This window comes from Tabrizicola piscis (assembly GCF_003940805.1).
In the GTDB taxonomy this organism is placed as follows: Bacteria; Pseudomonadota; Alphaproteobacteria; order Rhodobacterales; family Rhodobacteraceae; genus Tabrizicola; species Tabrizicola piscis.
On the sequence record NZ_CP034328.1, the window covers coordinates 3,612,084 to 3,634,850 of the forward strand.

At 65.5% G+C, this 22,767-nt stretch carries 15 protein-coding genes; 2 read left to right on the plus strand and 13 right to left on the minus strand.

Annotation, left to right across the window (positions count from 1 at the left end):
- Positions 1-42: 42 nt before the first annotated feature.
- The 10 genes from EI545_RS17585 to EI545_RS17630 form a co-directional block, all read right to left on the minus strand.
- Positions 43-1,293, minus strand: coding sequence for an ABC transporter substrate-binding protein (locus tag EI545_RS17585; RefSeq protein ID WP_125326668.1), 1,251 nt, complete (start codon positions 1,291-1,293; stop codon positions 43-45).
- 97 nt (positions 1,294-1,390) lie between these two features.
- On the minus strand, positions 1,391-2,269 hold the full coding sequence (locus EI545_RS17590; RefSeq protein ID WP_125326669.1) for a carbohydrate ABC transporter permease: 879 nt from the start codon (positions 2,267-2,269) through the stop codon (positions 1,391-1,393).
- Positions 2,266-3,156: a carbohydrate ABC transporter permease gene (locus EI545_RS17595; RefSeq protein ID WP_125326670.1), complete on the minus strand. Its 891-nt coding sequence runs from the start codon at positions 3,154-3,156 to the stop codon at positions 2,266-2,268. The genes EI545_RS17590 and EI545_RS17595 overlap by 4 nt, the downstream gene beginning before the upstream one ends.
- A 107-nt stretch (positions 3,157-3,263) precedes the next feature.
- The gene (locus tag EI545_RS17600; RefSeq protein ID WP_125326671.1) at positions 3,264-4,529 is read right to left on the minus strand and encodes an ABC transporter substrate-binding protein; all 1,266 of its coding nucleotides are present in this window, start codon (positions 4,527-4,529) and stop codon (positions 3,264-3,266) included.
- Between the two features lie 51 nt (positions 4,530-4,580).
- Positions 4,581-6,110, minus strand: coding sequence for an aldehyde dehydrogenase family protein (locus tag EI545_RS17605; protein ID WP_245990153.1), 1,530 nt, complete (start codon positions 6,108-6,110; stop codon positions 4,581-4,583).
- Complete coding sequence (locus EI545_RS17610) at positions 6,110-6,877, minus strand: enoyl-CoA hydratase/isomerase family protein (RefSeq protein ID WP_125326672.1); 768 nt, start codon at positions 6,875-6,877, stop codon at positions 6,110-6,112. Before EI545_RS17610 ends, EI545_RS17605 begins: the two co-directional genes overlap by 1 nt.
- Positions 6,874-8,445, minus strand: a complete 1,572-nt coding sequence (locus EI545_RS17615; RefSeq protein WP_125326673.1) for an acyl CoA:acetate/3-ketoacid CoA transferase — start codon at positions 8,443-8,445, stop codon at positions 6,874-6,876. Before EI545_RS17615 ends, EI545_RS17610 begins: the two co-directional genes overlap by 4 nt.
- Complete coding sequence (locus tag EI545_RS17620; protein ID WP_125326674.1) at positions 8,442-9,443, minus strand: Gfo/Idh/MocA family protein; 1,002 nt, start codon at positions 9,441-9,443, stop codon at positions 8,442-8,444. Before EI545_RS17620 ends, EI545_RS17615 begins: the two co-directional genes overlap by 4 nt.
- Before the next feature lie 158 nt (positions 9,444-9,601).
- Positions 9,602-10,354, minus strand: coding sequence for an anti-sigma factor family protein (locus EI545_RS17625; RefSeq protein WP_125326675.1), 753 nt, complete (start codon positions 10,352-10,354; stop codon positions 9,602-9,604).
- A gap of 45 nt (positions 10,355-10,399) precedes the next feature.
- Positions 10,400-10,891, minus strand: a complete 492-nt coding sequence (locus tag EI545_RS17630; RefSeq protein ID WP_125326676.1) for an RNA polymerase sigma factor — start codon at positions 10,889-10,891, stop codon at positions 10,400-10,402.
- A 138-nt stretch (positions 10,892-11,029) separates the two neighbouring features.
- On the opposite strand from EI545_RS17630, the gene EI545_RS17635 reads away from it, so the two are divergent.
- Positions 11,030-12,514 carry a S8 family serine peptidase gene (locus EI545_RS17635; RefSeq protein WP_125326677.1) on the plus strand — a complete coding sequence of 495 codons (1,485 nt, stop codon included), beginning with the start codon at positions 11,030-11,032 and terminating at the stop codon, positions 12,512-12,514.
- 128 nt (positions 12,515-12,642) lie between these two features.
- Here EI545_RS17635 and EI545_RS17640 read toward each other — a convergent pair whose 3' ends face one another.
- Genes EI545_RS17640 through EI545_RS17650 form a run of 3 tightly spaced genes read right to left on the minus strand, consistent with a single transcriptional unit; the run spans position 12,643 to position 16,053 of the window.
- On the minus strand, positions 12,643-13,452 hold the full coding sequence (locus EI545_RS17640; protein WP_125326678.1) for a CpsD/CapB family tyrosine-protein kinase: 810 nt from the start codon (positions 13,450-13,452) through the stop codon (positions 12,643-12,645).
- Positions 13,453-13,459: 7 nt separating this feature from the next.
- Positions 13,460-15,019 (minus strand): GumC family protein, encoded by a 1,560-nt coding sequence (locus tag EI545_RS17645; protein ID WP_125326679.1) that lies wholly within the window; start codon positions 15,017-15,019, stop codon positions 13,460-13,462.
- The gene (locus EI545_RS17650) at positions 15,016-16,053 is read right to left on the minus strand and encodes an ExeA family protein (protein ID WP_125326680.1); all 1,038 of its coding nucleotides are present in this window, start codon (positions 16,051-16,053) and stop codon (positions 15,016-15,018) included. The genes EI545_RS17645 and EI545_RS17650 overlap by 4 nt, the downstream gene beginning before the upstream one ends.
- 350 nt (positions 16,054-16,403) lie before the next feature.
- Between EI545_RS17650 and EI545_RS17655 the strand changes: the two genes are divergently transcribed.
- Entirely contained in the window at positions 16,404-22,757 is a 6,354-nt protein-coding gene (locus tag EI545_RS17655; RefSeq protein WP_125326681.1) for a type I polyketide synthase, read from the plus strand.
- The last annotated feature ends 10 nt before the right edge of the window (positions 22,758-22,767 follow it).

The window sequence follows — 22,767 nt, forward strand, 5'->3', positions numbered from 1 at the left end:
AGGTGGCCCCGCGCGGCGGGAGGGACGCGCGGGGCCGGTGCATCACTGCGCCGCCGCGATAGCGTCGGCCAGTGCAGTCGCACCGTCTGCGGCTGTCATGTCCGAATTGAAGAAGGTGGTGATGGCATCTGTCGCCGCCCCGACGACCGAGGCATTGGCCGCGTGGGTTCCGGCAAAGGTGGGCACCGCCGTGCCGCCTGCGTCATTTGTGGCAAGGGCTGCACTGGTGGACTGGGCGCAGGCGTCCATCGCCGCAAGGTCAATGTCAGTACGGGCCGGGATCGCGCCCTTGGCCAGATTGAACGCCACCTGCACGGCGGGGTCCATGATCGCGCTGGCCAGCACCTCTTGCCCCTTGATCATGTCGGCATCGGTCTGGGTAAAGAACGACAGCGAGTTCACCAGATAGACAAACCCGTCGCCCTGCGCTTTCGGCACCGGGATGCAGGCATAGTCATCGCCCGGCACCTTGCCAGCATTGGTGAACTCCCCCTTCGCCCAGTCGCCCATGATCTGCATCGCAGCCTCGCCGTTGATGACCATGGCAGACGCAAGGTTCCAGTCGCGACCGGGGAAGTTCGCATCAACCATCCCGCGCAAGGCAGCCATCTGATCGAAGACCTGAACCATCTCCGGCCCGCGCAGGGTGGCATCGTCAAGCTCGATCAACGCCTTGCGGTAGAAGTCGGCACCGCCGACGCCAAGGGCGACCGCTTCGAACATATAGGCTTCCTGCCAGGCCTGCCCGCCATGGGCGAGGGGGATGATCCCCGCCTCGACGAACTTGGGCGCAAGGGCGTTCAGCTCTTCCCAGGTGGTCGGGTAGGCCGCCCCGATCTTGTCGAAGGCGGCCTTGCTGGCCCAGATCATGTCGGTCCGGTGGACATTCGTCGGCGCGCTGACATAGTGGCCATCGACCTTGGTGAAGTCCTTCACCGCCTGCGGCAGGGCGGCATCCCACCCCTCGGCTTCGGCCAAGGCGTCGACATTGCCAAGCATCCCTTCGGCAGCCCAGTCGAGGATGTTCTGGCCAAGGATCAACACGGCGGCGGGCGGGTTGCCCGAGGCGATGCGGGCCTGAAGCGCGGTCTTGGCGGCATCACCACCACCCCCCGCAATGGGCGCGTCCGTCCAGACGACACCGCCCGCAACGACCTTGTCACGGACAGCGCCCAGGGCAGCCGCCTCGCCGCCGCTGGTCCAGAAGTGCATGACTTCGACCGAGGGCTCGGCGAAGGCGGGGAAAATTCCGGTTGTCAAAGTCACTGCGGCAACCATGGACATTCGGTGCATCTTGTAGTTCCTTCCTGTTGTTCGCCCGGTTCTGTGCAAGTGGGGCCTTGGGTTGAACGAAAGACTGTCGGGCGGTGCCAGCCGCCCGGCAGTCGGCTTACCCTTTCACCGACCCCGCCATCAGCCCGCGCACGAAGTAGCGGCCTGCGACGATGTAGACGATCAGGGTTGGAAGGGCGGCAAGGATCGCGCCCGCGAAGTGGACGTTGTACTCCTTCACGCCGGTCGAGGATTGGACGAGGTTGTTCAGCGCCACGGTCATCGGCTGGCTGGTGCCGCCAAAGCTGACGCCGAACAGGAAGTCGTTCCAGATATTGGTGAACTGCCAGATCACGCTGACCACCGCGATGGGGCCGCTGACCGGCAAAAGGATGCGCCAGAAGATGCGGAAGAACCCCGCCCCGTCGATCATCGCGGCACGGACGAGTTCGGTCGGGAAGCTGGCATAGTAGTTGCGGAAATAAAGCGTGGTGAAGCCGATCCCGTAGACGACATGCACCAGCACAAGGCCAGACACCGACCCCGCCAGCCCCAGCTTGCCCAGGACCACCGCCATCGGGATCAGCACGATCTGGAACGGGATGAAGCAGGAAAACAGCATCAGCCCGAACACCCATGTATCCCCCCGGAACCGCCATTTGGTCAGCACATAGCCGTTCAGCGCGCCGACGATGGTGGAAATGGCGACAGCGGGCACCACCATGAGGATGGAGTTCAGGAAATAGGGCCGCAGGCCGGTGGGTTCGACGCCGATCTGCGCGGTGGACCAGGCCGACCGCCAAGGCTCCAGCGTCCAGACCTCGGGCAGGGCCATCATGTTGCCGCCCGTGATCTCGGCCAGGGGCTTCACGGAGTTGATCCCCATGACGTACAGCGGCAGCAGGTAGAACAGCGCGAACAGGATCAGAAGAAGGTAGATGAAGGTGCGGGTGATCCGGCCCGTGCTGACGGCGGTGTCTTGCGAAGCGGCACTCATGCCTTCTTCTCCTTCAACTCGGCGTAAAGGTAGGGAACCATGATCGCGGCGATGGTCATCAGCATGATCACGGCGGAGGAGGCGCCGATCCCCATCTGGTTCCTTGTGAAGGTGTAGGAATACATGAAGGTCGCCGGCATCTCGGTCGCCCGCCCCGGGCCGCCCCCGGTCAGCGCCACGACAAGGTCATAGGACTTGATCGCAAGGTGGCTGAGGATGACGAAGGCGCTCAGGAACGCGGGCCGGAGGAGCGGGATCACGATGCGCCGGTACAGCTGCCAGTTCGACGCGCCGTCGATCTGCGCGGCTTTCAGGATCTCATTGTCGATCCCCCGCAGGCCCGCCAGAAACATCGCCATCACAAAGCCCGAGGTCTGCCAGACCGCTGCCAGCACAATGGTGTAAAGCGCGTAATCCGCGTCCTTGATCCAGGTGAAGGTAAAGCTTTCCCACCCCCACTGGCGCATGATGTTCTGCAGCCCGATTCCGGGATCAAGGAACCACTTCCACGCGGTGCCGGTCACGATGAACGACAGCGCCATGGGGTACAGGTAGATCGGCCGCAGCATCCCCTCGCCCCGGATCTTCTGGTCAAGGAAGATCGCCAGCATGAGGCCGATCACGGTGCAGATCACGATGTAAAGGCTGGCGAAGATCGCGATGTTGACGATCGCCGTGTTCCACGCGGGCAGGGCGAACAGCTTTTCGTAATTCTCGAACCCGACCCAGGTGAAGCGGGGCAGCATCTTTGATCCGGTGAAGGACAGGACGATGGTGAACAGGATGAACCCATAGACGAACAACAGCGTCACCGCGAAGGACGGTGCCAGCACAAGGCGCGGCAGCCAGTCCTGCAGGCGCGTGCGGAAATCGGCGTCAGTGGCCATGCTCGTCCTCCCATGGGTCCAGGTGCAAAAGTTTTCGAAAACTTTTGCCAAATTCCTTCGAAGGAATTTGGGTCGGGGGGCGACCGGGGCCGCCCCCCTTTCAGCGGTTACTGTGCTGCCGCGACGGCTTCGGCCAAGGCCGCTGCCGCCGCCGCGCCATCGGCATATTCGCCGTTGAAGGCCGCTGTGATCACGTCATAGGTCGCGTTCTTGACCGCTGCCGGGGCGGCATGGCCATGCGCCATCGACCCGAAAAGCGAGCCGTTGGTGTTGGCTTCCGCCAGATCCGCCATCGCCTTCTTGCCGCAGTCGTCAAAGGCGTCGTTCGGCACATCGGTGCGCGCCGGGGCCGACCCCTTGACCACGTTGAACGCCGACTGGAACACCGGGTTCATGATCGCCGAGGCCATCGCGGCCTGTGCCGCCTTGGCCTCGTCCCCTTCGACGTTGAACATGGCGAACTGGTCCGAGTTGAAGGTCACCGCCCCTTGCGTGCCCGGGAAACGGATGCAGACAAAGTCAGTGCCGGGAACCTTGCCCGCCTTGACGAACTCGCCCTTGGCCCAGTCGCCCATCATCTGCATGCCCGCCTCGCCATTGATCACCATGGCCGAGGCCAGGTTCCAGTCGCGACCGCTGAAGTTGGCATCGACATAGGTGCTCAGCTTGATCAGGCGGTTGAAGGCTTCGGCCATCTGCTCACCGCCCAGTGCGGCGGGGTCAAGGTCGATGAAAGCGGCCTTGTAGAAGTCGGTGCCCATGCCCAGAACCACACCGTCAAACACGGTTGCGTCCTGCCAGGCTTGGCCCCCATGCGCGAAGGGCGTGATGCCGTTGGCCTTCATCGCGTCAAGAACGGCGACCAGCTCTTCCCACGTCTCGGGTGCCTTGCCACCAGCGGCATCCAGCGCTGCCTTGTTGATCCAGACCCAGTTGGTCGAGTGGACGTTGACCGGGGCCGCAATCCACTTGCCGTCAAACTTGGAAAAGCCTTGCAGCGCCGCAGGCACCACGGCATCCCAGCCTTCGGCAGTGGCAACCTCGGTCAGGTCGCCAAGCGCGCCTTCGCCGGCCCAGTCAAGAATGTCAAAGCCCAGCATCTGCACGGCGGTGGGCGAATCCCCAGCCGTGACGCGGGCGCGCAGCGCGGTCATTGCCGCCTCACCGCCACCGCCGGCGACAGGCATGTCGACCCAGCCGATGGACTTGGTCGCAAGGTCATCCTTCAGCACGTTGAGTGCTGCCGCCTCGCCGCCACTGGTCCACCAGTGCAGCACTTCCACATCCTCGGCCGCCGCCATTCCGGCGGCCAGTCCGGTCGTGGCCATCAGCGCCGCGACCATCGTCATCTTCCGTCCTACGAAACCACGCATGAGATCCTCCCTAAGGTTTGCGTCGTCATTCTTTCCCGCCCCTGTCCGGGGTCAGGCCGTTCTCACCCAGTTCGCCCGCGTGCGGCCGATCCGCATCACCAGCGATTTGGTTTCCAGAAACTCCTCCAGCCCCTGCCGCCCGATTTCCCGGCCAAGGCCCGATTGCTTGACCCCCCCGAAAGTCACCTCGGGGAAGCCGTCCATCCAGGTGTTGGTCCAGACCGTCCCGGCCTGCGCCCCCCGCGCGAAGGTCAGGCAGGTGTGGACATTCTCGCTCCACACGCCCGCACTCAGGCCATAGTCGGCATCGTTGACCAGATGCAGCGCCTCGTCCAGCGTCGTGAAGGTCAGAACGGTCAGGACCGGGCCAAAGACTTCATCCCGCGCAATCGCCATGTCCGGGGTGACGCCGGTGACCACAGTCGGCTGATAGAACTGCGCCCCAAGGCCGGGCACCGTCAACGCGCCGCCACCCAGCACCACCTTGGCCCCCGCAGCCTTTGCGGACTGGACATAGCCGTCGATCTTCGCGCCATGCTCCGCCGACACAATCGCCCCGACCTGAGTGTTTGGGTCCAAGGGATCGCCAAAGGCCACCTTGCGTGACAGGTCCACCACCTTTGCGGTAAAGGCCTCGGCAATATCGGCATGCACGATGATCCGGCTGCCGGAATTGCAGCACTGGCCCACGTTGAAGTAGACGCCGAACACCACCGCATCCGCCGCGCTGTCCAGATCAGCGTCGGGAAAGATGACCTGCGGGTTCTTCCCCCCAAGCTCCAGCGCAACCTTCTTCAAGGTGCCGCTGGCCGCCGCCGCGATGGCCCGCCCCACGCCGGTTGATCCGGTGAAGGTCACCATGTCCACACGCGGATCCGCCGCCAGCACCGCCCCGACCGGGTGGCCATAGCCAAGCACGATATTGACCACGCCATCCGGCATCCCGGCCTTGGTGAGAAGTTCCCCCAGCATGACGGTGGTGGAGGGCGTCAGTTCCGACGGTTTCACGACGCAGCAGCAGCCCGCCGCCAGCGCGAAGGGCAGCTTCTGGCTCAGGATCCAGAACGGGAAATTCCACGGTGTGATGATCGACACCACGCCGATGGGTTCCTTCAGCGTCACCGCCAGCATGTCCCCGCCCAAGGCGTTGTGGCTTTCCCCCGCCACCCCCCGCGCCAGCGCCGCCGTATAGCGCCACAGGTCTGCCGCGCCCGAAACCTCACCGCGCGACTGGGTGATCGGCTTGCCGGATTCCAGCGTCTCCAGCAGGGCCATCCGTTCGACATTGGCTTCAATCAGATCGGCCACACGCAGCAGCACCGCCGCCCGCGCCTTGCCGGTCAAGCCGCTCCACCGCCCGTCGTCAAAGGCCGCCCGCGCCGCCGCAATCGCGGCCTCAGCCTCGGTCTTGCCACCCTTCGCCGCCCGGCTGACCACCACGCCATGCGACGGGGACACCCGCTCGCTGACCGCGCCGTCCGCGCTGTCCTGCCAGACGCCGCCGATCAGGTGGCGGGCATGAAACGGTGTCGCAGGCAGCGCCGCACCGATCGAGGGGATCACAGTCATGTCGGTCATCATCAGGTCCCCGGAAACTCTGGTTTGCGCTTGGCGCGGAAGGCGGTGACGCCTTCGGCCCGGTCCGCCGTCGCGGCAATCGCCGCCGACCCCAGCGCCTCGATCATTGCGGCTTGGTCCTCGCCCACCCCGGCATGGATCATCGCCTTGGCGATCTCCGCCGCGCGCGGGGAAAGCCCCGCCACGCCCCCGGCAATCGCATGGGCCGCCGCGCGCGCATCCACGGCGACCTCGGCCACAAAGCCGCAAGCCTGCGCCCGATCCGCCCCGATCCGCCGCCCGAACAGGGCCATCTCCTTGACGACCGGCTCTGGCATCAGCCGCGCCAGCCGCTGCGTCCCCGACCAGCCCGGAACGATGCCCACCCCCGCCTCGGGCAGGGCCAAGGTCGCGCCCGGCACCATCACCCGGATGTCGCAGGCAGCCGCCAATTCCAGCCCGCCGCCGAAAGCGTGGCCATTCAGCGCTGCGATCGTGGGTTTTGACAACCGCGCCAGCCGGTCGAACAACCGATGCCCGCCCCGCACCCAGGCCCGGGCAAATTCGGCCGGGGACAAGTCTCCCCAAGCGTTGATGTCAGCGCCTGAACAAAAGGCGCGGTCGCCTTCGCCGGTGACCACAACAGCGCGCACCTCGGACAGCCCCTCGACCACCTCCAGATGCCCCGCCATCTGCGCCAGCATGTCCACGGTAAAGCAGTTCAGCTTCGCCGGATTGTCCAGCCGCAACTCGGCTATGCCCCCGGCGATGTGCAGGCGCACCCCGGTCATGGCTGCCACCCCATCGGACCTTCGGACAAAAGGGACAGCGGCATGGGGGTCGCATTCTCGGCCACCGTCACCCGGCCACCGCTTGCCGCCACGATGTCCCGCGCGGGGTCGATCCCCGGCATGATCTCGGTCGCCACAAGACCCGCCTCGGTCAGCCGGATCACGCAGCGCTCGGTCACATACAGCACCTCTTGCCCCTGCTCCCGCGCCCGCGCGCCAGAGAAGGTGACGTGTTCCACCGCCTGCACCATCTTGGCGAACTTGCCGGGCGCGGCCACCCGCAACCCGGTCGAGGTCAACTCCACCTGCGCGCCCGCCTCGAACCAGCCGGAGAACACGATCTTCCGCGCATGCGCCGTGATGTCGACAAACCCGCCGCAACCTGCGGTCAGGTATGGCTTCTTGCCCAGCTTGGAGACGTTGACGTTGCCGTCGACATCCACCTCCATGAAGGACAGGAAGGCCATGTCGAACCCCGCGCCCTGAAAGTAGATGAACTGCTGAGGGCTGGGGACATAGGCGTCAGCATTGCTGGCGCAGCCAAAGGCGAAACCGGTCAGGGGCATGCCGCCCACGGCACCCTGTTCGATGGCCCAGGTCACCGCCTCGGGGTGGCCTTCCTCCAGCAGGACGCGCGGCACCATGGCGCTGATCCCGAAGCCAAGGTTCGCCGTCATCCCCGCGCGCAATTCCAGCGCGGCACGGCGGGCGATGACCTTTTCCACCCCATGTTCAGCCAGCGAGAAACTGGACCATGGCCGCAGGATCTGGCCCGAGATTGCCGGGTCATACGGCGTCTCGCAGGTCTGCTTCTGGTCAGGGTCGATCACGACAAGATCCACCAGATGCCCCGGCACCCGTACGTCATGCGGCCGAAGCGATCCCTTGGCGGTCATCCGGGACACCTGCGCAATCACCAGCCCACCGTTAGTGCGCGTGGCAATCGCCTGCTCCAGCCCGCCGAGATAGGCGCCCTCATGCTCATAGGTCAGGTTGCCGCGCTCGTCCGCCGTTGTGGCGCGCAGAATGCAGACATCGGGGGCGATGTTGGGAAAGTGCAGCCAGGTTTCGCCCCCGAACTCCACCCGTGCAACGATCGGTGCGGCAGCCGCGCGGGCGTTCATCGCACAGCCCTCGCGGATCGGATCGACAAAGGTCTGCAACCCCACCTTGGTCAGCACCCCGGGACGCCGCGCCGCCGCCTCGCGGTGCATGTCGAACATGATGCCCGAGGGCACATTGTAGGCGGCGATGCGGTCCTCGACCACCATCTTCCAGATTTCCGGCATCGGCAGGTTCGACGACCCCGAAGGATACGACCCCGCCAGAACCCTTGCCAGAAGGCCATCCTGCGCGATCCAGTCGATGCCTTTGACACCATACATGTCGCCCGCCGCAATCGGGTTCAGGGTGGTCAGTCCGCGTGGATGGCCCTCGGCCCGGAAGCGTTCCCCCAGCGCCTTCAGCACCAGATCCGGGCACCCAAGCGCCGAGGAGGACGACACGGTAACCACCGCGCCATCCTTGATCCGCGCGACAGCCTCGGCAGGCGAGGAAAGCTTGCTCATGCCCCACCCCCGTAATCCACCATCTGCCGGGTTCCGGTCGCGGCCGCCTTGCGCACGGCCAGTGCCACGGCCAGCGAGGCGATGCCATCCCGCCCATCTGCCGCCGGGCGGCCATGGCCTTCGACCGCAGCCAAGAAGTCTGCAACCGCCTGACCGTAAAGGTTATGCGTCGGGTAGGGCACCGACTCGCGCCCGCTTGCGGTGACCAGCGTAACCTCACCCACCGGTTGCTGGGTCATCACGCCAGACGCGAAGATGGAACCTTCGGTGCCATGCACCTCCAGCCCTGATCCGGCGAAGGGGTGGGTAAAGCTTTCATGCGCCATCACCATCGCGCCCGAGGGCAGGGTCCAGACCGACATCACGCTGTCCTCGACCCCTTGCCCCATGCCGCTGCTGGTCATCTCGGCCACCACGGAAACCGGGTCTTCGCCGGTCAGGAACCGCGCCACATCGGCGTCATGCACGGTGATGTCGGGGATCACCCCGCCGCCCGCCGCCGGGTTGTCAATCCGCCAGCCCTGCAGATGGCCCGGCAGGTGGACGGCGTGGAACAGCCGCAGCGACAGGACCCGCCCGATCCGCCCGCTTGCAACAAGGTCGCGCACGGCCCGGTGGCTGCCCGAACAGCGCAGGTGGTGGTTGGTCGCAAAGGTCACGCCCTTGGCCTTGGCCGCCGCGACCATCTGGTTCGCCTCGGCCACCGACATCGCCAGCGGCTTTTCGCAAAGCACATGCTTGCCCGCCGCAATCGCCGCCAGCGCCTGCGCATGGTGCTTTTCGTTGGTGGACGAGATGTAGACTGCCCCGATCTCCGCCTCCGACAGGATCGCGTCAAGATCCGTCCCGAAAGCCGCAATCCCGTGGGTCCTGGCAAATTCCGCAGCGCGGCTGGCCGTATTGCTTTGCACAACAGCCACATCCTGCCCCGCGCCGCGCAATGCGCCCAGCACATGCTCGGCCGCGATCGTGCTTGCCCCCACCAGCGCCCAGCGCATGATTCCCCCAGATTTAGACCGTTCCAACAATTCTTATGGAACGATCCAAATCAAGTCAACCCAGTGCCCGCTTCCGCTCTGGCGGCACCGCTACCGGCGGCCAGAACCCAGCGCACCCCGCAGCCGCGGGGCGCACAGATTGATCAACGTTGGAGAGTTCAGTCCAACGCGGCCAGCGCTGCCGCCTCGTCTTCGGCGGACAGTGGCGCCCCCGCGCCAGAGGCCACCATATAGGCGTCCAGCGTTTCCAGCGACGATGCCGGCACATAGCCCTCACCATCCGCAGCCGCCGAGGCGATGGCAAAGCGCAGGTCCCAGGCCCCACCGTCGTGGCAGGCCACAGCCACCACCGTCGCACCGGTCTGGTCATGTTCGACCTCGCGGCACAGCCGGTCAGCCTCATCGCGGAAAGTGGCAATCGCCGTCATCCGCGCCCCATCGCCCAGATCCACCGCCGCGCCCGATGGCAGCGTCGCCAGCGCCTCGGTCACCGCAGAATCGGCCAATGTGCCGACTTGCAGCCCAGCCAGCTGCTGACCCTCGGCCCCCGGTCGTGAGGCCAGCCAGACGCTGCCCGCGCCCAAGGCAAGCGCAAGACAGGCCGCCAGTGGCAGTTGCCAGAACGGCACCACCCGGCGCCGCGTGGCGAGGTCCACCACATTCGACGCGCCGTTGTCCTGCCGCGCCATGGCATCGGCGGCGACCATGCCGCGCACCCGCGCCTCCAGCGCGGCCGAGACGGGCGGCGCCGCGCCATAGGCCTGCTGCACCACCCGGCGCGCATCCGCCATCAGCGCCACCCGGGTTGCCAGCGCCTCATCGGCAGCGATGGCGCGTTCAACCTCTGACGCCTCGGCCCCGGCCAGTTGGCCGTCGGCATAGGCCATCAGCATCTCGTCAGTGATCCCCATCACGGCTACCCCTTTCGTCCTTCACCCTGGGAAACGCCCGACGCTTCATTTTATTCCCAACTTTTCCGCAAGGGCCAAACGGGCCCGGGCAAGGCGGCTCATCACAGTGCCGATCGGCACGCCGATCACCTCGGCCGCCTCGCGGTAGGACAGATCGTCGATGCAGACCAGCAGCATCACTTCGCGCTGGTCATCGGGCAGGGTGGCCATGGCGGCTTCGGTCTGGCGCAGCATCAGGATGGCTTCGGTCTGCGCCACACCATCGACCGACAGCGCTTCGGGCATGTCATGGACATCCACCGTCTGGCCTTGCGTGGTGGTGCGGCGGGCATGGTCGATCCAGGCATTGCGCAGGATGCGGAACAGCCAGGCATCCATTCGAGTTGTCGGGTCAAACCGGTCCCGCGCGGCCAAAGCCCGTTCCGCCGTGATCTGCACCAGATCGTCGGCAAGGTCTGACCGACGGCACAGGAACAGCGCAAACCGCCGCAGGTTCGGCAAAAGCCCGATCAGATCTTCGCTGAACCTGTCCCGCATGGCGCCTTCGTTTTGGTCTTTTTTCCGTGGCTGTGGAATACTGTGCCTTTTGATGCGTAAGGCAAGGCATGGTGAATACTTCTTGCGAAACCGCGCCATGATCGTCGACAAACCTGCACAGCCAAACGGAAACCGCATATGACAGTCCCGTCCCTCCTGCGCTCGATGCTTTTGCTGCTTTGCCTTGCGGCCCTGTCCAACCAGGGCGGCATGGATCCGGTCAATCCAGCGCTCGCGCAGGACAGCGACGATGATGACGACGATGATGATGACGACGACGATGATGACGATGATGACGACGATGACGACGACGATGATGATGACGACGACGACGATGACGATGATGACGGGCGCAGTAGCAGCCGACGCGGCTCGGGTGAAGGCAACGGCGGTGACAGGCCCCGCGCTGGTTCTGGCGGCGGTACCTCGACCCCGCGTGCCGTGCGGCAGGCCGAACGACCGCCAAGCGTCCGTGGCGAACTGGTTGCCCTTGCCCTCAGCGAGGCCGATGTGGCCGTGCTTCTGGGCCGTGGCTACCGCGTGCTCGAAACACGCAACGTCCCCGAACTGAATGCCGTCTCATGGCGCCTTGCCGTGCCGCAGGGCACCTCTCTGGAAGACGCCCGGACCGAAGTGCGCAACCTTGCCCCAAGGGCCGAGGCGGATTTCAATCACTATTACCGCACGGAACAGGACGCGACGCCGGACATTGCGCAAATCAGTGCGCAGAACCCTGCGGCAGTCGCCTGCGAAGGCCCGCATTGCCCGTCCTTGGAACTGATCGGCTGGACCGTCACGGCTACGCTGTCCTGCGCCGGCGACTTCGCTATGGGGGTGATCGACACTGGCATCAATCCCGACCACGAAACCTTTGCCGCCTCTCGGCTTGAGGTGCACAAACTTACCCCCGGGGAACTTGACCCCTCACGCGCCATTCATGGCACGGCGGTGACGGCCCTTCTGGTCGGTGATGCCGACAGCCGCTCGCCCGGCCTTCTGCCCGGGGCGTTCGTGGTCGCGGTTGATGCGTTCCACACCGAAGCAGGCGATGAACGCGCCGATGTCTTCACGCTGGTCGCCGCACTGGATTTCCTTGCCGCCAAGGGCATCCGTGTCGTGAACATGAGCTTGGCCGGACCCCCGAACGCGGTTCTGGAAGAGACAGTGGCAAAGCTGGTGGACCGTGACATCCTTCTGGTCGCCGCCACCGGCAATGTCGGGCCAAGCGCCGATCCGGCCTATCCGGCGGCCTATCCCGGCGTGCTGGCGGTGACGGCAGTTGACCGGTCTGGAAATGTCTACCGCCGGGCAGGCCGGGGGGCGCATGTCGATCTGGCCGCACCGGGGGTGGATATCTGGACAGCGGCCTCGGTCCGCGGGGCACGGCCAAAGACCGGCACCTCCTTTGCCACGCCATTCGTGTCTGCCGCCGCCGCTGCACTGCTTGCCGCCGAACCGGACCTCACCGCCGACGAGGTGGCGGCACGCCTGACGGAAACAGCGCGCGATCTGGGCGACCCGGGCAGGGATGATGTCTACGGCTACGGTCTGGTGCAGGCCGCCCCTGCCTGCGTGACGCAAGCCGCCGCTGCCTCCGAGGCCCCCGCCGACAGCCAGCCATAGAAGCTAGCGCCCCACGGATTACGGGTGGGTCACAATCCTTGCCAGAAGGTTAAAGCCTTCTGGCAACCCATTGATTTCAAATGGAGCATAAGATGTCCCTTGCAGGGACAGCAAAGCCGACTGCCGCGTCAGCCGTAGTACGCGTCGTTGGTATCGACCAGCCGACACTTGTTCAGAACAACCCCAAGCACGGGCGCATAGGCGGCCAAGTCCTTGCCGCATTGTTCGATCTGATTGATCGGCGTGTCATCGGCCGCCGCGATCAGCAGGGCGCAGTCGACCTGATCAAGGAAGGCGAGCGTATCATCGCCCGCCATCATCGGCGGCATGTCGAACAGGATGACGGTCGGGCGATATGCCGCCTCGATCGCATCGACAACATCAGCGGCGCGGTCCGACGACAAAAGCTCGGACGGGCTTTGCACCGGGGTAGAGGTGACGCCGAAGGCAAGGTTCTCGCCCCAGCGGATCAGGTGGGCTTCTGGCGTGTCTGTCCCGGCGAGGGCGGCAGAAAAGTTCGGCTTGCGGTCCATCCCAAGCGCCCGGACCATGGTCGGGCGGCGCAGGTCCATCTCCAGCACCAGCACGCGGATATCGGACAGGCGGGCAAGGCTGAACGCAAGGTTCAGCGCCACAGTGGTCTTGCCGCAGCCCGCGCCGGGCGAGGTGATGGCAACGCGGGTCCAGCCGTGTTCGTTCAGCTGGCGCAACAGGTTGGTGCGCATCAGATCGAACGCTGTTGCATCCGGCCCGGGGCGATGCGCGACCAGCAGATGCTCGTCCAGAACGTCCGCAGACACGCGCAATTCCGGCAGTGTGGACCAGGCGGCGCCCGGCCCTGAGGCTTTTGGCACCCGGGCCGCACCCGGTGCCCGTGGTGCCCCGGCCCCATCGCGGGACGCGCGGGCCTTGGCGATGGCTGTGTGAAGACGGTCCATTCCCAACCTATCCCGAAGTGTTTGCCGACGAAGGATCAATGATGCCGCTCAGGCCAAAAAGCTCGGTCACGCGTTCGACGATGACATCCATCGGCATTACCGAGACCAGAACACCAAAGATCAGCAGGGGCCCGACAATGGCCACGCCAAGCACGGTCCAGATCAGCCGCATGCGGCGTGCCTTGGCTGCGGCCTTGCTTTCGATGAAGGGGATCGTGACGAAGGGCGTGATCCCCAGTGCGCTGACCAGTTCGGCAGGGCGGCGGATGGTGCGGTTCAGCAGTTCCAGCAGAACGATCAACCCGGCCGACAGCAGTACTCCGGCTCCGAAGCCCGTCATCGCCAGCAACTTGCGATTGGGTTCCGAACGATATGTCGGCGGGAGGGCAGGTTCGATGATGCTGATCCGCTGGCCGCGATCCGTCACCTCGATCCGGTCGCCCATTCGCGCGTCGGCAAGGCTTGCAACGGCCTGATCGTACTGGACGCGCAGGTTGTCATAGTCATTTGTCAATGTGCTGAGTGTAAGCGAATTGCCCGGTGTCGCCTCGATCGAGGCGGTAACCGCGGCGAATTCGGTTTCGATCATGTTTTTCTCTTCGGCGAGATACTGGATCTGCCCGTCAATATCGAGCATCTGAACATCGAAGGACGATAGCGTGCCTCCACCTTCGGCATCCAGTTGCGACTTTACCGTTTCTTCAAGGGCAGCAACCTGGGTCTGCAGGGCCCGGACGCGCGGATTGGTCGGTGACAGGATCACCAGTGCCGACGCAAGTTCGCCGCGCAATTCCTCCAGTCGTGTCTGTTCTGGCGTCGACGCGCCCACGCCAACGGCAAGCCGGCCCGTCCGTTCGTACAGGTCGGTCAGCCGCTGGCGACGGTCGCGCAGCGATGCAAGTTCGCGGTCCACCTGCAACAGGCGTTCCTGCAATGCCGCTTGCCGGGACCGGCGATATTCAAGGCTTTCCGGAAGCGCGTCGCGGTTGGCCTCTTCAAATTCAAGGATACGGGCATTCTGCGCCGCAAGTTCCGAGCTGAGGCGACGGACTTCCTGTTCAAAGAAATCCAGCGTGTTGCCGGAGGCGGCGGTTCTGAGCTGGATGTTCTGCGCCAAGATCTGGTCTGCCACCGCATTGGCGACCGTGGCGGAAAGCTCGGGCGTTGGCGCGGCGAAGGAGACGTAGATGATTCCGGTACTGCCCTGAGAGGGCGGCATGTAAATGCCGAGGCGGTTGCGGACGTCGTCAACCATCTGGTCTTCTGTCATAAGCTCGCTGGCATCGTACATGTCGATGCGGGTCAAGAGTTCCTGAAGATTGGCCCGCGTGGTGATGTACTGCTGGATGGCCAGCAAGTTTTCGTCTGCCGACTCCCTCACCGTTGATGCGGCAAGTTCATCGGGGATCTGCGCGCGCTCCAGCAGCAGCCGGGCCTCGGCGCGGTAGACGGGGGGCAGACTGAAGGCGTAAAATACAGCTGCAATCGTGCAGACGGAAACGATCAAGATCGCGTAGGGCAGCCGACGCAGAAACAAAATCCAATAAAAGCGCAGGTCAAAATTCATGCTGGCATGTCATCCCTTGCTGGCAGGGCGTTTACAGCGAAAAACACTCCGTCGTCCAGAACTCGCTGGACCGTGGCCGTGGTCACGCTGCTCCGGCCTTTGCTGAAGGCATAGACCAGCGAGAGGTCGCAAAGCTGGTTCACCAGACGCGGCACCCCGCCGGTTGTGCGGAAGATCAGGTCCACGGCAGGTCTGGTGAACACATTCGTCTCACTGCCTGCAACCTTCATGCGGTGGGCGACATAGGCGCGCACTGTCCGCTGGTCCATCGCGGTAAGATGGTAGTTGGCCGCAACGCGCTGGGCAAACTGGCGCATCGAGGGTTGGCTTACGGCATCGCGCAGTTCGGGCTGCCCGACGAGGACAAGCTGCAGGAGTTCGTCCCGCCCGGTGTTGATGTTGGTGAACATGCGCAGCTCTTCCAATGCTTCGCTGCTGAGGTTCTGGGCCTCATCGAAGATCAGAACGACTCTGCGGCCCCTTGCGTATTCCCGGATCAGGACGCTTTGGAAACGTTGAAAAAGATCGACGTAGCTTTCGTTCAGCCCCACCGGCTCATCCAGGGCCATGAGAACCCAGCGCAACAGTTCGGACCGCGCGCCGTTCGGGTTCGAGATGAGCCCCACGCAGACATCCGGGCCAAGCGACCGCATCAGGTGAAGCAGCAAGGTTGTCTTGCCCGCCCCGATGTCACCGGTGATCAAGGTGATCGGAGAATGCGTCATCACGCCATATTCCAGCATGGTATAGGCGCGACGATGGGCCGGGGGCCAGAACAGGAAGTCCGGGTCAGGTGCCAAGGCAAACGGGCGGGTCTTCAGCCCGAAATGGTCGGTGTAAATCTCTGCCGAGTTTTGCGACGCAGTGGTGTCATGGGGCCGGTGGGTGGCACTGCGAAGGTCCGACGGCGTTACTGGACGGACCGGCTCGACCGGGGTTGGCTGAGGGGGCTTCACCTCGTTCACAACATCGGACGTGCCCTCGGTTGCACGACCTTTACCTGAAAACAACTTATGCGTTCTTGCGGTCCTCATGGGTCCTTATCCTCGGGCGGGGCGTCTTTTAGCACCGATCCCCGGCACTATGTAGGCCTACTCAATCTTCAAAGCGATGGATCACGAAAAACTGCTTCGGCGTTGTTGACAGAATCGATGATAAGATCGGCTATCCCAACCATTTGTTTGAAAATATCGCAAGTAAGGTCCGGAATTCGTGCGTCTTGTTCTTGGGTGATATAGAAAACCACCATGGTTTTGAATGTGCGAATCGTTGATGGTATTGGATCGACCCTGACCGACGGAGTCGCAAGCCTGCGGCAACGCGGAATTTGTGTGATCCGATGTGCCGTCCTGCCTCGGGCGGATCGAGTAGAGAGATCTGGAACATGACTGATGTACCCCCGACCGCTGGTCTGGATGCGGCGGACATAGCCATTGTCGGCATGGCAGCGCATCTGCCGGGTGCTGCGGACATCGCGACCTATTGGGCCAATCTGCGCGACGGGCGGACCGCCGTCCGGCGCCTGACCGAGGAAGAGTTGCAGGCCGCGGGCGAAAGTGCCGCGATGCTGCGCAACCCGGCCTATGTGCCCTATGCCGCGCTCTTGGACGGGTTTGACCGCTTTGACGCGGATTTCTTCGGCTTCTCGCCGAAAGAGGCGGCGATCCTTGACCCGCAGCACCGCCAGTTCCTTGAGGTGACATGGGAAGCACTGGAAGCGGCGGGCCATCCGCCGGAACGCTTCAAGGGCCGGGTCGGGGTTTTTGCCGGCTGCGGGATGGGCAGCTATTTCTACTTCAACCTCTGCTCCAATCCGGCGCTGGTTGACAGCACGGGCATGTTCCTTCTGCGCCATACCGGCAATGACAAGGATTTCCTGTCGACGCGGGTCAGCCATGTGTTTGATCTGAAGGGGCCGAGCCTGTCGGTCCAGACGGCATGCTCCACCTCGCTGGTGGCGGTGCATTACGCAGTGCAGGCGCTGTTGACCGGCGAATGTGACATGGCGCTGGCCGGGGGGGTCACCATCGACCTGCCGCAGGGGCGGGGGTATGTCTACAAGGAGGGCGAGGTCCTGTCGCCCGACGGGATGTGCCACGCGTTTGACCACCGGGCGCAAGGCACGGTGTTCGGGTCGGGGGCCGGGGCTGTCGTCTTGCGGCGGCTGGAAGATGCGCTGGCCGATGGCGATCACATCTGGGCGGTGATCAAGGGCAGTGCAGTCAACAACGACGGTGCGGCAAAGGCGGGCTATCTGGCCCCGTCGGTGGAAGGGCAGGCGGATTGCATCGCCACCGCGCTGGGGGTGGCCGGGGTGTCGGCCGACACGGTGGACTACATCGAATGCCACGGCACGGGCACCTATCTTGGCGACCCGATCGAAGTCACCGCGCTGACCGAGGCGTTCCGGCGGACCACGTCGGCCAAGGGCTTTGCCCGCATCGGCAGCGTCAAGACCAACATCGGCCATCTGGACACGGCGGCGGGGGCGGCGAGCCTGATCAAGACCTCGCTTGCGCTTTATCACCGCCAGATGCCGCCAAGCCTGAACTATGAAGCGCCGAACCCGGTGATCGATTTCGACAACAGCCCCTTCCGGGTGAATGACCGGCTGACCGACTGGCCACGCCGTGCCGGGCGGCGGCGGGCGGGCGTCAACTCGCTGGGTGTCGGCGGGACCAATGCGCATGTCGTGCTGGAAGAGCCGCCGGAACTGACCGCGTCCGAAGCCTCGGACTGGCCGTTTCAGGTGCTGACCCTGTCGGCGCGCAGTGCGATGGCGCTGGGCGAAGCGTCAAGCCGGTTGGCCGCGCACCTGCGCGCCCACCCCGAACAGGACCTGGCCGACATTGCCTTCACCCTGAAAGAGGGGCGCCGCGCCTTTGAACACCGGCGGGTGCTGGTCGCAGCCTCGCACGAAGAGGCGGCGGCGATGTTGGAAGCGGGCGACCCCCGCCGCGTCTTCACCCAGCGCCGGGTGGGCGATGCGCCGGATGTGGTGTTCATGTTCCCCGGCGGCGGGGCGCAATACCCCAACATGGCCCGCGACCTTTATGAGACCGAGCCGGTCTTTGCCGAATGGATGGATCGGGGCCTTGCCGCCCTTGGCCCGCTGGAGGCCGAGATCCGCGCGCTGTGGTTGCCCGCCGCAGGGCAAGAGGCTTCGGCGGCAGAGCGGCTGCGGCGGCCTTCGCTGCAACTGCCGCTGATCCTGATCGTCGAAATCGCGCTGGCGCGGCTGTGGGAAAGCTGGGGCGTTACGCCTTCGGTCCTGATCGGCCACAGCATGGGCGAGAACGCGGCTGCCTGTCTGGCGGGAGTCATGTCGCTGGAAGACGCTGTAGGGCTGGTCCATCTGCGCGGGCAGCTGTTCGACACTGTGCCTGCGGGCGGGATGCTGTCAGTCCCGATGTCCGAGGTGGCGCTGGCGCCTTTCCTTGGCGATCTTGACATCGCGTCGGTCAACGCGCCCGAACTGACGGTGGTGTCGGGGTCTGACGCGGGGCTGGCGGACTTGGCCGACCGGCTGCGCGCCGAAGGGGTGGAAACCAGCCGCATCGCCATCGACATTGCCGCGCACAGCCGGATGCTGGAGCCGATCCTTGACCGGTTCCGGGCGCATCTGGCCGGTATGCGGCTGTCGCCGCCGCGCATTCCGATCATCTCCAACCGCTCAGGCCAAGTGCTGACCGATGCGGAGGCGACCAGCCCGGATTACTGGGTCGCGCATCTGCGCGGCACGGTGCGCTTTGCCGATGGGATCGCCACGCTGCGCCAGAAGGCCGAGCGGGTGTATCTGGAGGTTGGCCCGGGCCGCGCGATGGCGACGCTGGCGCAGGCCAATGGCGCGATGGGGGGGCAGCCGGTTCCGGCAAGCCTGCGCCATCCTGATGATACCGTGTCGGACGACCGGCATTTCCTTGCCACGCTCGGCCGGCTTTGGGCCTGCGGGGCCGCGCCGGACTGGAGCCAGATCTGGGGCGAGGCGAGGCGCCGTCGGGTGCCGCTGCCGACCTATCCGTTCCAGCGGTCGCGCTATTTCATCGAACCCGGCAAGCCTGCGGTCGAGGCTGAGACCGACACATTCCCCGCGCGGCGTGACGCAGTGGCGGATTTCGGCTATCGGATGGGCTGGCGCACGGCCCCGGCGGATTGCCCGGTCGATGTCGAGGCCGAGCTTGGCGCGCCGCTTGTCTGGCTGGTCTTTGCCGATGAAGCGGGGGTGTCCCGCGCGGCGGTGCAGCGCCTGCGCGCGGCGGGGCATAAGGTTATTACGGTCCATGCCGGGGACAGCTTTGCCCGGACGAGCGACCAGACCTATACCATTGCACCGGAACACGGCCGCGAAGGCTATGACGCGCTGCTGGCCGACCTTGCGCAGCGCGACCTTTCCCCCGCGCGGATCGCGCATTTCTGGCTGGTCACCGCGCGTGAGATGTTCCGTCCCGGCAGCAGCTTCTTCCAGCGCAATCTGGAACAGGGGTTCTGGAGCCTGTTCTTCCTTGGTCAGGCCATGGGCGAGATCGGGCTGAAGCCCTTGCCGCATCTGGTGGTCTTCACCTCCGGTGCCGCACAGGTCCGGGATGAGCCGGTGGCCCATCCGGAAAAGGCGACTGTGGCTGGTCCGGTCAAGGTGATGCCGCGGGAGTTTCCGGGGCTGACAGCGGCCCTGCTGGACGTGCAGGTGCCGTCTGGGCGGGCGGGGCTGCCGGATGAGGTGGTGACCCAGGTTCTTGAAGAGATGCTCGCCACCCCGGCCAATACGGTTGCGGCGCTGCGCGGTGCGCGGCGGTATGAGGCGCGGCTGGCCGCTGCCCCGATGCCCGAGATGGCCGATGTGCCGCAGGGGTCGGTCTGGGTGGTGACGGGCGGCTTCGGCGGCATTGGTGTCACCGTGGCCGAACGGCTGATGCGCGACCATGGCGCGAAGATCGCACTGATCGGGCGCAAGGTGCCCGAGGCGGGCAGTCTGCGGGCGGGAGTGCTTGCGCGGCTGGAACGGCTGGGCAAGGTCGTGGCCATCGCCGCTGATGTCTGCAACCCCGAAGACATGCGCGCCGCCGTCAGCCGCGCCACCGATGAACTGGGGCCGATCTACGGTGTCGTGCATGCGGCAGGCACGGTGGACGACGCACCGCTTCTGGGCAAGGCGTCGGGCGCGGCCGAGGCGGTCCTGTCGCCCAAGGTGCATGGCACGCAGCTTTTGGGCACGCTGTTCCCCGATGGCAGCATTGCGCGGATGGTCCTGTTCTCCTCAACCTCCACCGTCACGTCTCCGGCGGGGCAGACGGATTATGTCGCCGCGAACGAGTTTCTGAACGCTTTTGCCAAGTCACGCTCCGGGGGCAAGACCAAGGTCACCGCGATCAACTGGGGCATCTGGTCGGGAATCGGGATGGCGGCGGATGCCGATGCGCGCCGCCGGGGCGAAGATGGTGCTGCAGCCCCCTTGCCGGGGCTGATGATACTGGAACGCATGCGCAAGACGGATGAGGAAACGCAGTTCTTTGCAACCTTGACCGCTGGGCAATGGGTGATGGATGACCACCGCCTGCGCGAAGGGACGGCGGTTCTGCCCGGCGCGGCCTGGCCCGAAATCGCCGCCGAGGCGCTGACGGCGCTGGGGGCGAAACCGGGGTTCGTGCTGAACGACCTGACGGTGTTCCGCCCCTTGCGGCTTGAGGCCGACATGCCGCGCGATCTTCGGGTAACCGTGTCGCGCAGCCGGGACGGGCAACAGCGCCTGCAGGCCCGCGCGCTGGAGAGCGCAGGGTGGGTCCTGACCGCCGAGGCCGGGATTGCAGCGCTGGCTACGTCTGCTGGAACGGTGGACCTTGACGCCATCGCTGCGCGCTGCCCTGAACGGCAAAGCGCGCAAGGCGGGCTGGCCCTGCCGTCGGCGCAGGAGGAGCGGCTGGCCTTCGGGCCGCGCTGGCAGGTCTTGCGCGCCACGCAGATCGGGGCGGGTGAGGGGTTGGCAACGCTGGCGCTGCCCACTCAGGCCGCGCGTGACACCGACGCTTGCGCCCTGCATCCGGCCCTGTTCGACATCGGGACCGGCTGGGGGCTGGCGCTGTTGCCCCCCGCGCCCTCGGGCGCGATCTGGGCGCCGGTGACGCTTGGTCAGGTGCGGGTCTACGCGCCCTTGCCGGCCGAAATCCGCAGCTGGGCCCGGCTTGCTGGCCAGCCCGGTGCTGACGTTGCAAGTTTTGACGTGACCTTGACCGATCCGGCTGGCCGGGTGCTTGTCGAAGTCGAGGGGATCACCTTCCGGTCGGTTGCCGCCGAAGTGGCGCTGGCCCGTCCGGCCCCGCCATCCCCGCGCGAAGTTCTGGCTGAAGAGGCGCCGCGCTCTGCCTCACCGGCCGAGCAGCGGTTGGCGCAGGCGCTGGCCGGTGGCATCCGCCCCGCCGAGGGGGCCGAGGCCTTCTTGCGGGCGCTGGCGGTTGACGCGCCGCAGGTGCTGGTGTCCTCGCTTGATCTGCAGGCGCTGGTGCGGCAAAGCGCGGCTGTGGAAGCCCGACCCGAGGCGGATAGCGCGGGCTTTGCCCGGCCCGAGCTTGAAACCGCCTATGTCGCCCCGCGCACGGCGGTCGAGCGGACCTTGGCTGGCTTCTGGTCCGAGCTTCTGGGTGTGGCCGAGGTCGGGGTCGAGGATGATTTCTTCACGCTTGGTGGCCATTCGCTGATCGCCGTCCGGCTGTTTGCGATGATCCGGCGGCAGTGGAAGATCGACTTCCCGATCTCGGTCCTGTTCGAGGCCCCGACGATTGCGCGCTGTGCCGAGCTGATCGCCGCACGGCTGGGTCCGGAAGACGAGGCTGCGGCTGCCCCTGCGGCCAAGGCTGATCCGGCCGGGCCGAAGTTCACGCATCTGGTGGCGATGCATTCCGGCGAAGGCGGGCCGAAGACGCCGTTCTTCCTGGTTGCGGGTATGTTCGGCAACGTGCTCAACCTGCGCCATCTGGCGCATCTTCTGGGCAATGACCGGCCCTTCTACGGCCTGCAGGCGCGCGGCCTGTTCGGCGACGCCGCCCCGCACACCACGATCGAAGAGGCGGCGGCGGATTGTCTGGCTGAAATCCGGAGGGTTCAGCCTTCAGGCCCCTATCTTCTGGGCGGATTTTCGGGCGGCGGGCTGACTGCCTGGGAAATCGGGCGGCAACTGCGCGCGATGGGCGAAGAGGTAGCCCTGATGGTGCTGCTGGACACGCCCTTGCCTGTGCGCCCGGAACTGACGTCCCGGGACAAGGCCATGATGAAGCTGGCCGAACTGCGCCGTGGCGGGCCAAGGTTCCTGGCGGACTGGGCCCGGCGGCGGATCGAATGGGAACGTTCACGCCGGGCGATTGCCGCGCAGGAGCCCGACACCTCGGTGCCGTCGTTCCACAACGCCGCGATTGAAGCGGCTTTCCGGCATGCAGTGGGGGTGTACCAGCTGCTGCCATGGCAGGACGGCCGGGTGGTGCTGTATCGCCCGCCGCTGGACCGGCACTGGAAGGTGACCGGTGGCAACTGGGTCAGCGCGGCACGGGAATATGTCTTTGCCGACAACCTCTGGACACCCTTCGCCCCAGCGCTTGAGGTGGTCGAGGTGCCGGGCGACCATGACTCGATGGTGCTGGAGCCGAACGTGCGGGTTCTGGCTGCACGGATGCGCAGCGCCATCCAGGCGGCAGAGGCAGCCCAAACCCCTGATCCTGACCGCATGATCGACCGCAAGGTCGCCGCAGAATAACCGGAGCCGC

What these genes read in the sequence shown, in the direction of transcription:
- EI545_RS17630 (WP_125326676.1), bottom strand. Translation starts at nt 10,891, where the DNA reads ATGCGGGACAGGTTCAGCGAAGATCTGATCGGGCTTTTGCCGAACCTG.
- EI545_RS17640 (WP_125326678.1), bottom strand. Translation starts at nt 13,452, where the DNA reads ATGGACCGTCTTCACACAGCCATCGCCAAGGCCCGCGCGTCCCGCGAT.
- EI545_RS17605 (WP_245990153.1), bottom strand. Translation starts at nt 6,110, where the DNA reads ATGATGACCGACATGACTGTGATCCCCTCGATCGGTGCGGCGCTGCCT.
- EI545_RS17625 (WP_125326675.1), bottom strand. Translation starts at nt 10,354, where the DNA reads ATGGGGATCACTGACGAGATGCTGATGGCCTATGCCGACGGCCAACTG.
- EI545_RS17600 (WP_125326671.1), bottom strand. Translation starts at nt 4,529, where the DNA reads ATGCGTGGTTTCGTAGGACGGAAGATGACGATGGTCGCGGCGCTGATG.
- EI545_RS17635 (WP_125326677.1), top strand. Translation starts at nt 11,030, where the DNA reads ATGACAGTCCCGTCCCTCCTGCGCTCGATGCTTTTGCTGCTTTGCCTT.
- EI545_RS17610 (WP_125326672.1), bottom strand. Translation starts at nt 6,877, where the DNA reads ATGACCGGGGTGCGCCTGCACATCGCCGGGGGCATAGCCGAGTTGCGG.
- EI545_RS17655 (WP_125326681.1), top strand. Translation starts at nt 16,404, where the DNA reads ATGACTGATGTACCCCCGACCGCTGGTCTGGATGCGGCGGACATAGCC.
- EI545_RS17650 (WP_125326680.1), bottom strand. Translation starts at nt 16,053, where the DNA reads ATGAGGACCGCAAGAACGCATAAGTTGTTTTCAGGTAAAGGTCGTGCA.
- EI545_RS17645 (WP_125326679.1), bottom strand. Translation starts at nt 15,019, where the DNA reads ATGAATTTTGACCTGCGCTTTTATTGGATTTTGTTTCTGCGTCGGCTG.
- EI545_RS17620 (WP_125326674.1), bottom strand. Translation starts at nt 9,443, where the DNA reads ATGCGCTGGGCGCTGGTGGGGGCAAGCACGATCGCGGCCGAGCATGTG.
- EI545_RS17615 (WP_125326673.1), bottom strand. Translation starts at nt 8,445, where the DNA reads ATGAGCAAGCTTTCCTCGCCTGCCGAGGCTGTCGCGCGGATCAAGGAT.
- EI545_RS17585 (WP_125326668.1), bottom strand. Translation starts at nt 1,293, where the DNA reads ATGCACCGAATGTCCATGGTTGCCGCAGTGACTTTGACAACCGGAATT.
- EI545_RS17595 (WP_125326670.1), bottom strand. Translation starts at nt 3,156, where the DNA reads ATGGCCACTGACGCCGATTTCCGCACGCGCCTGCAGGACTGGCTGCCG.
- EI545_RS17590 (WP_125326669.1), bottom strand. Translation starts at nt 2,269, where the DNA reads ATGAGTGCCGCTTCGCAAGACACCGCCGTCAGCACGGGCCGGATCACC.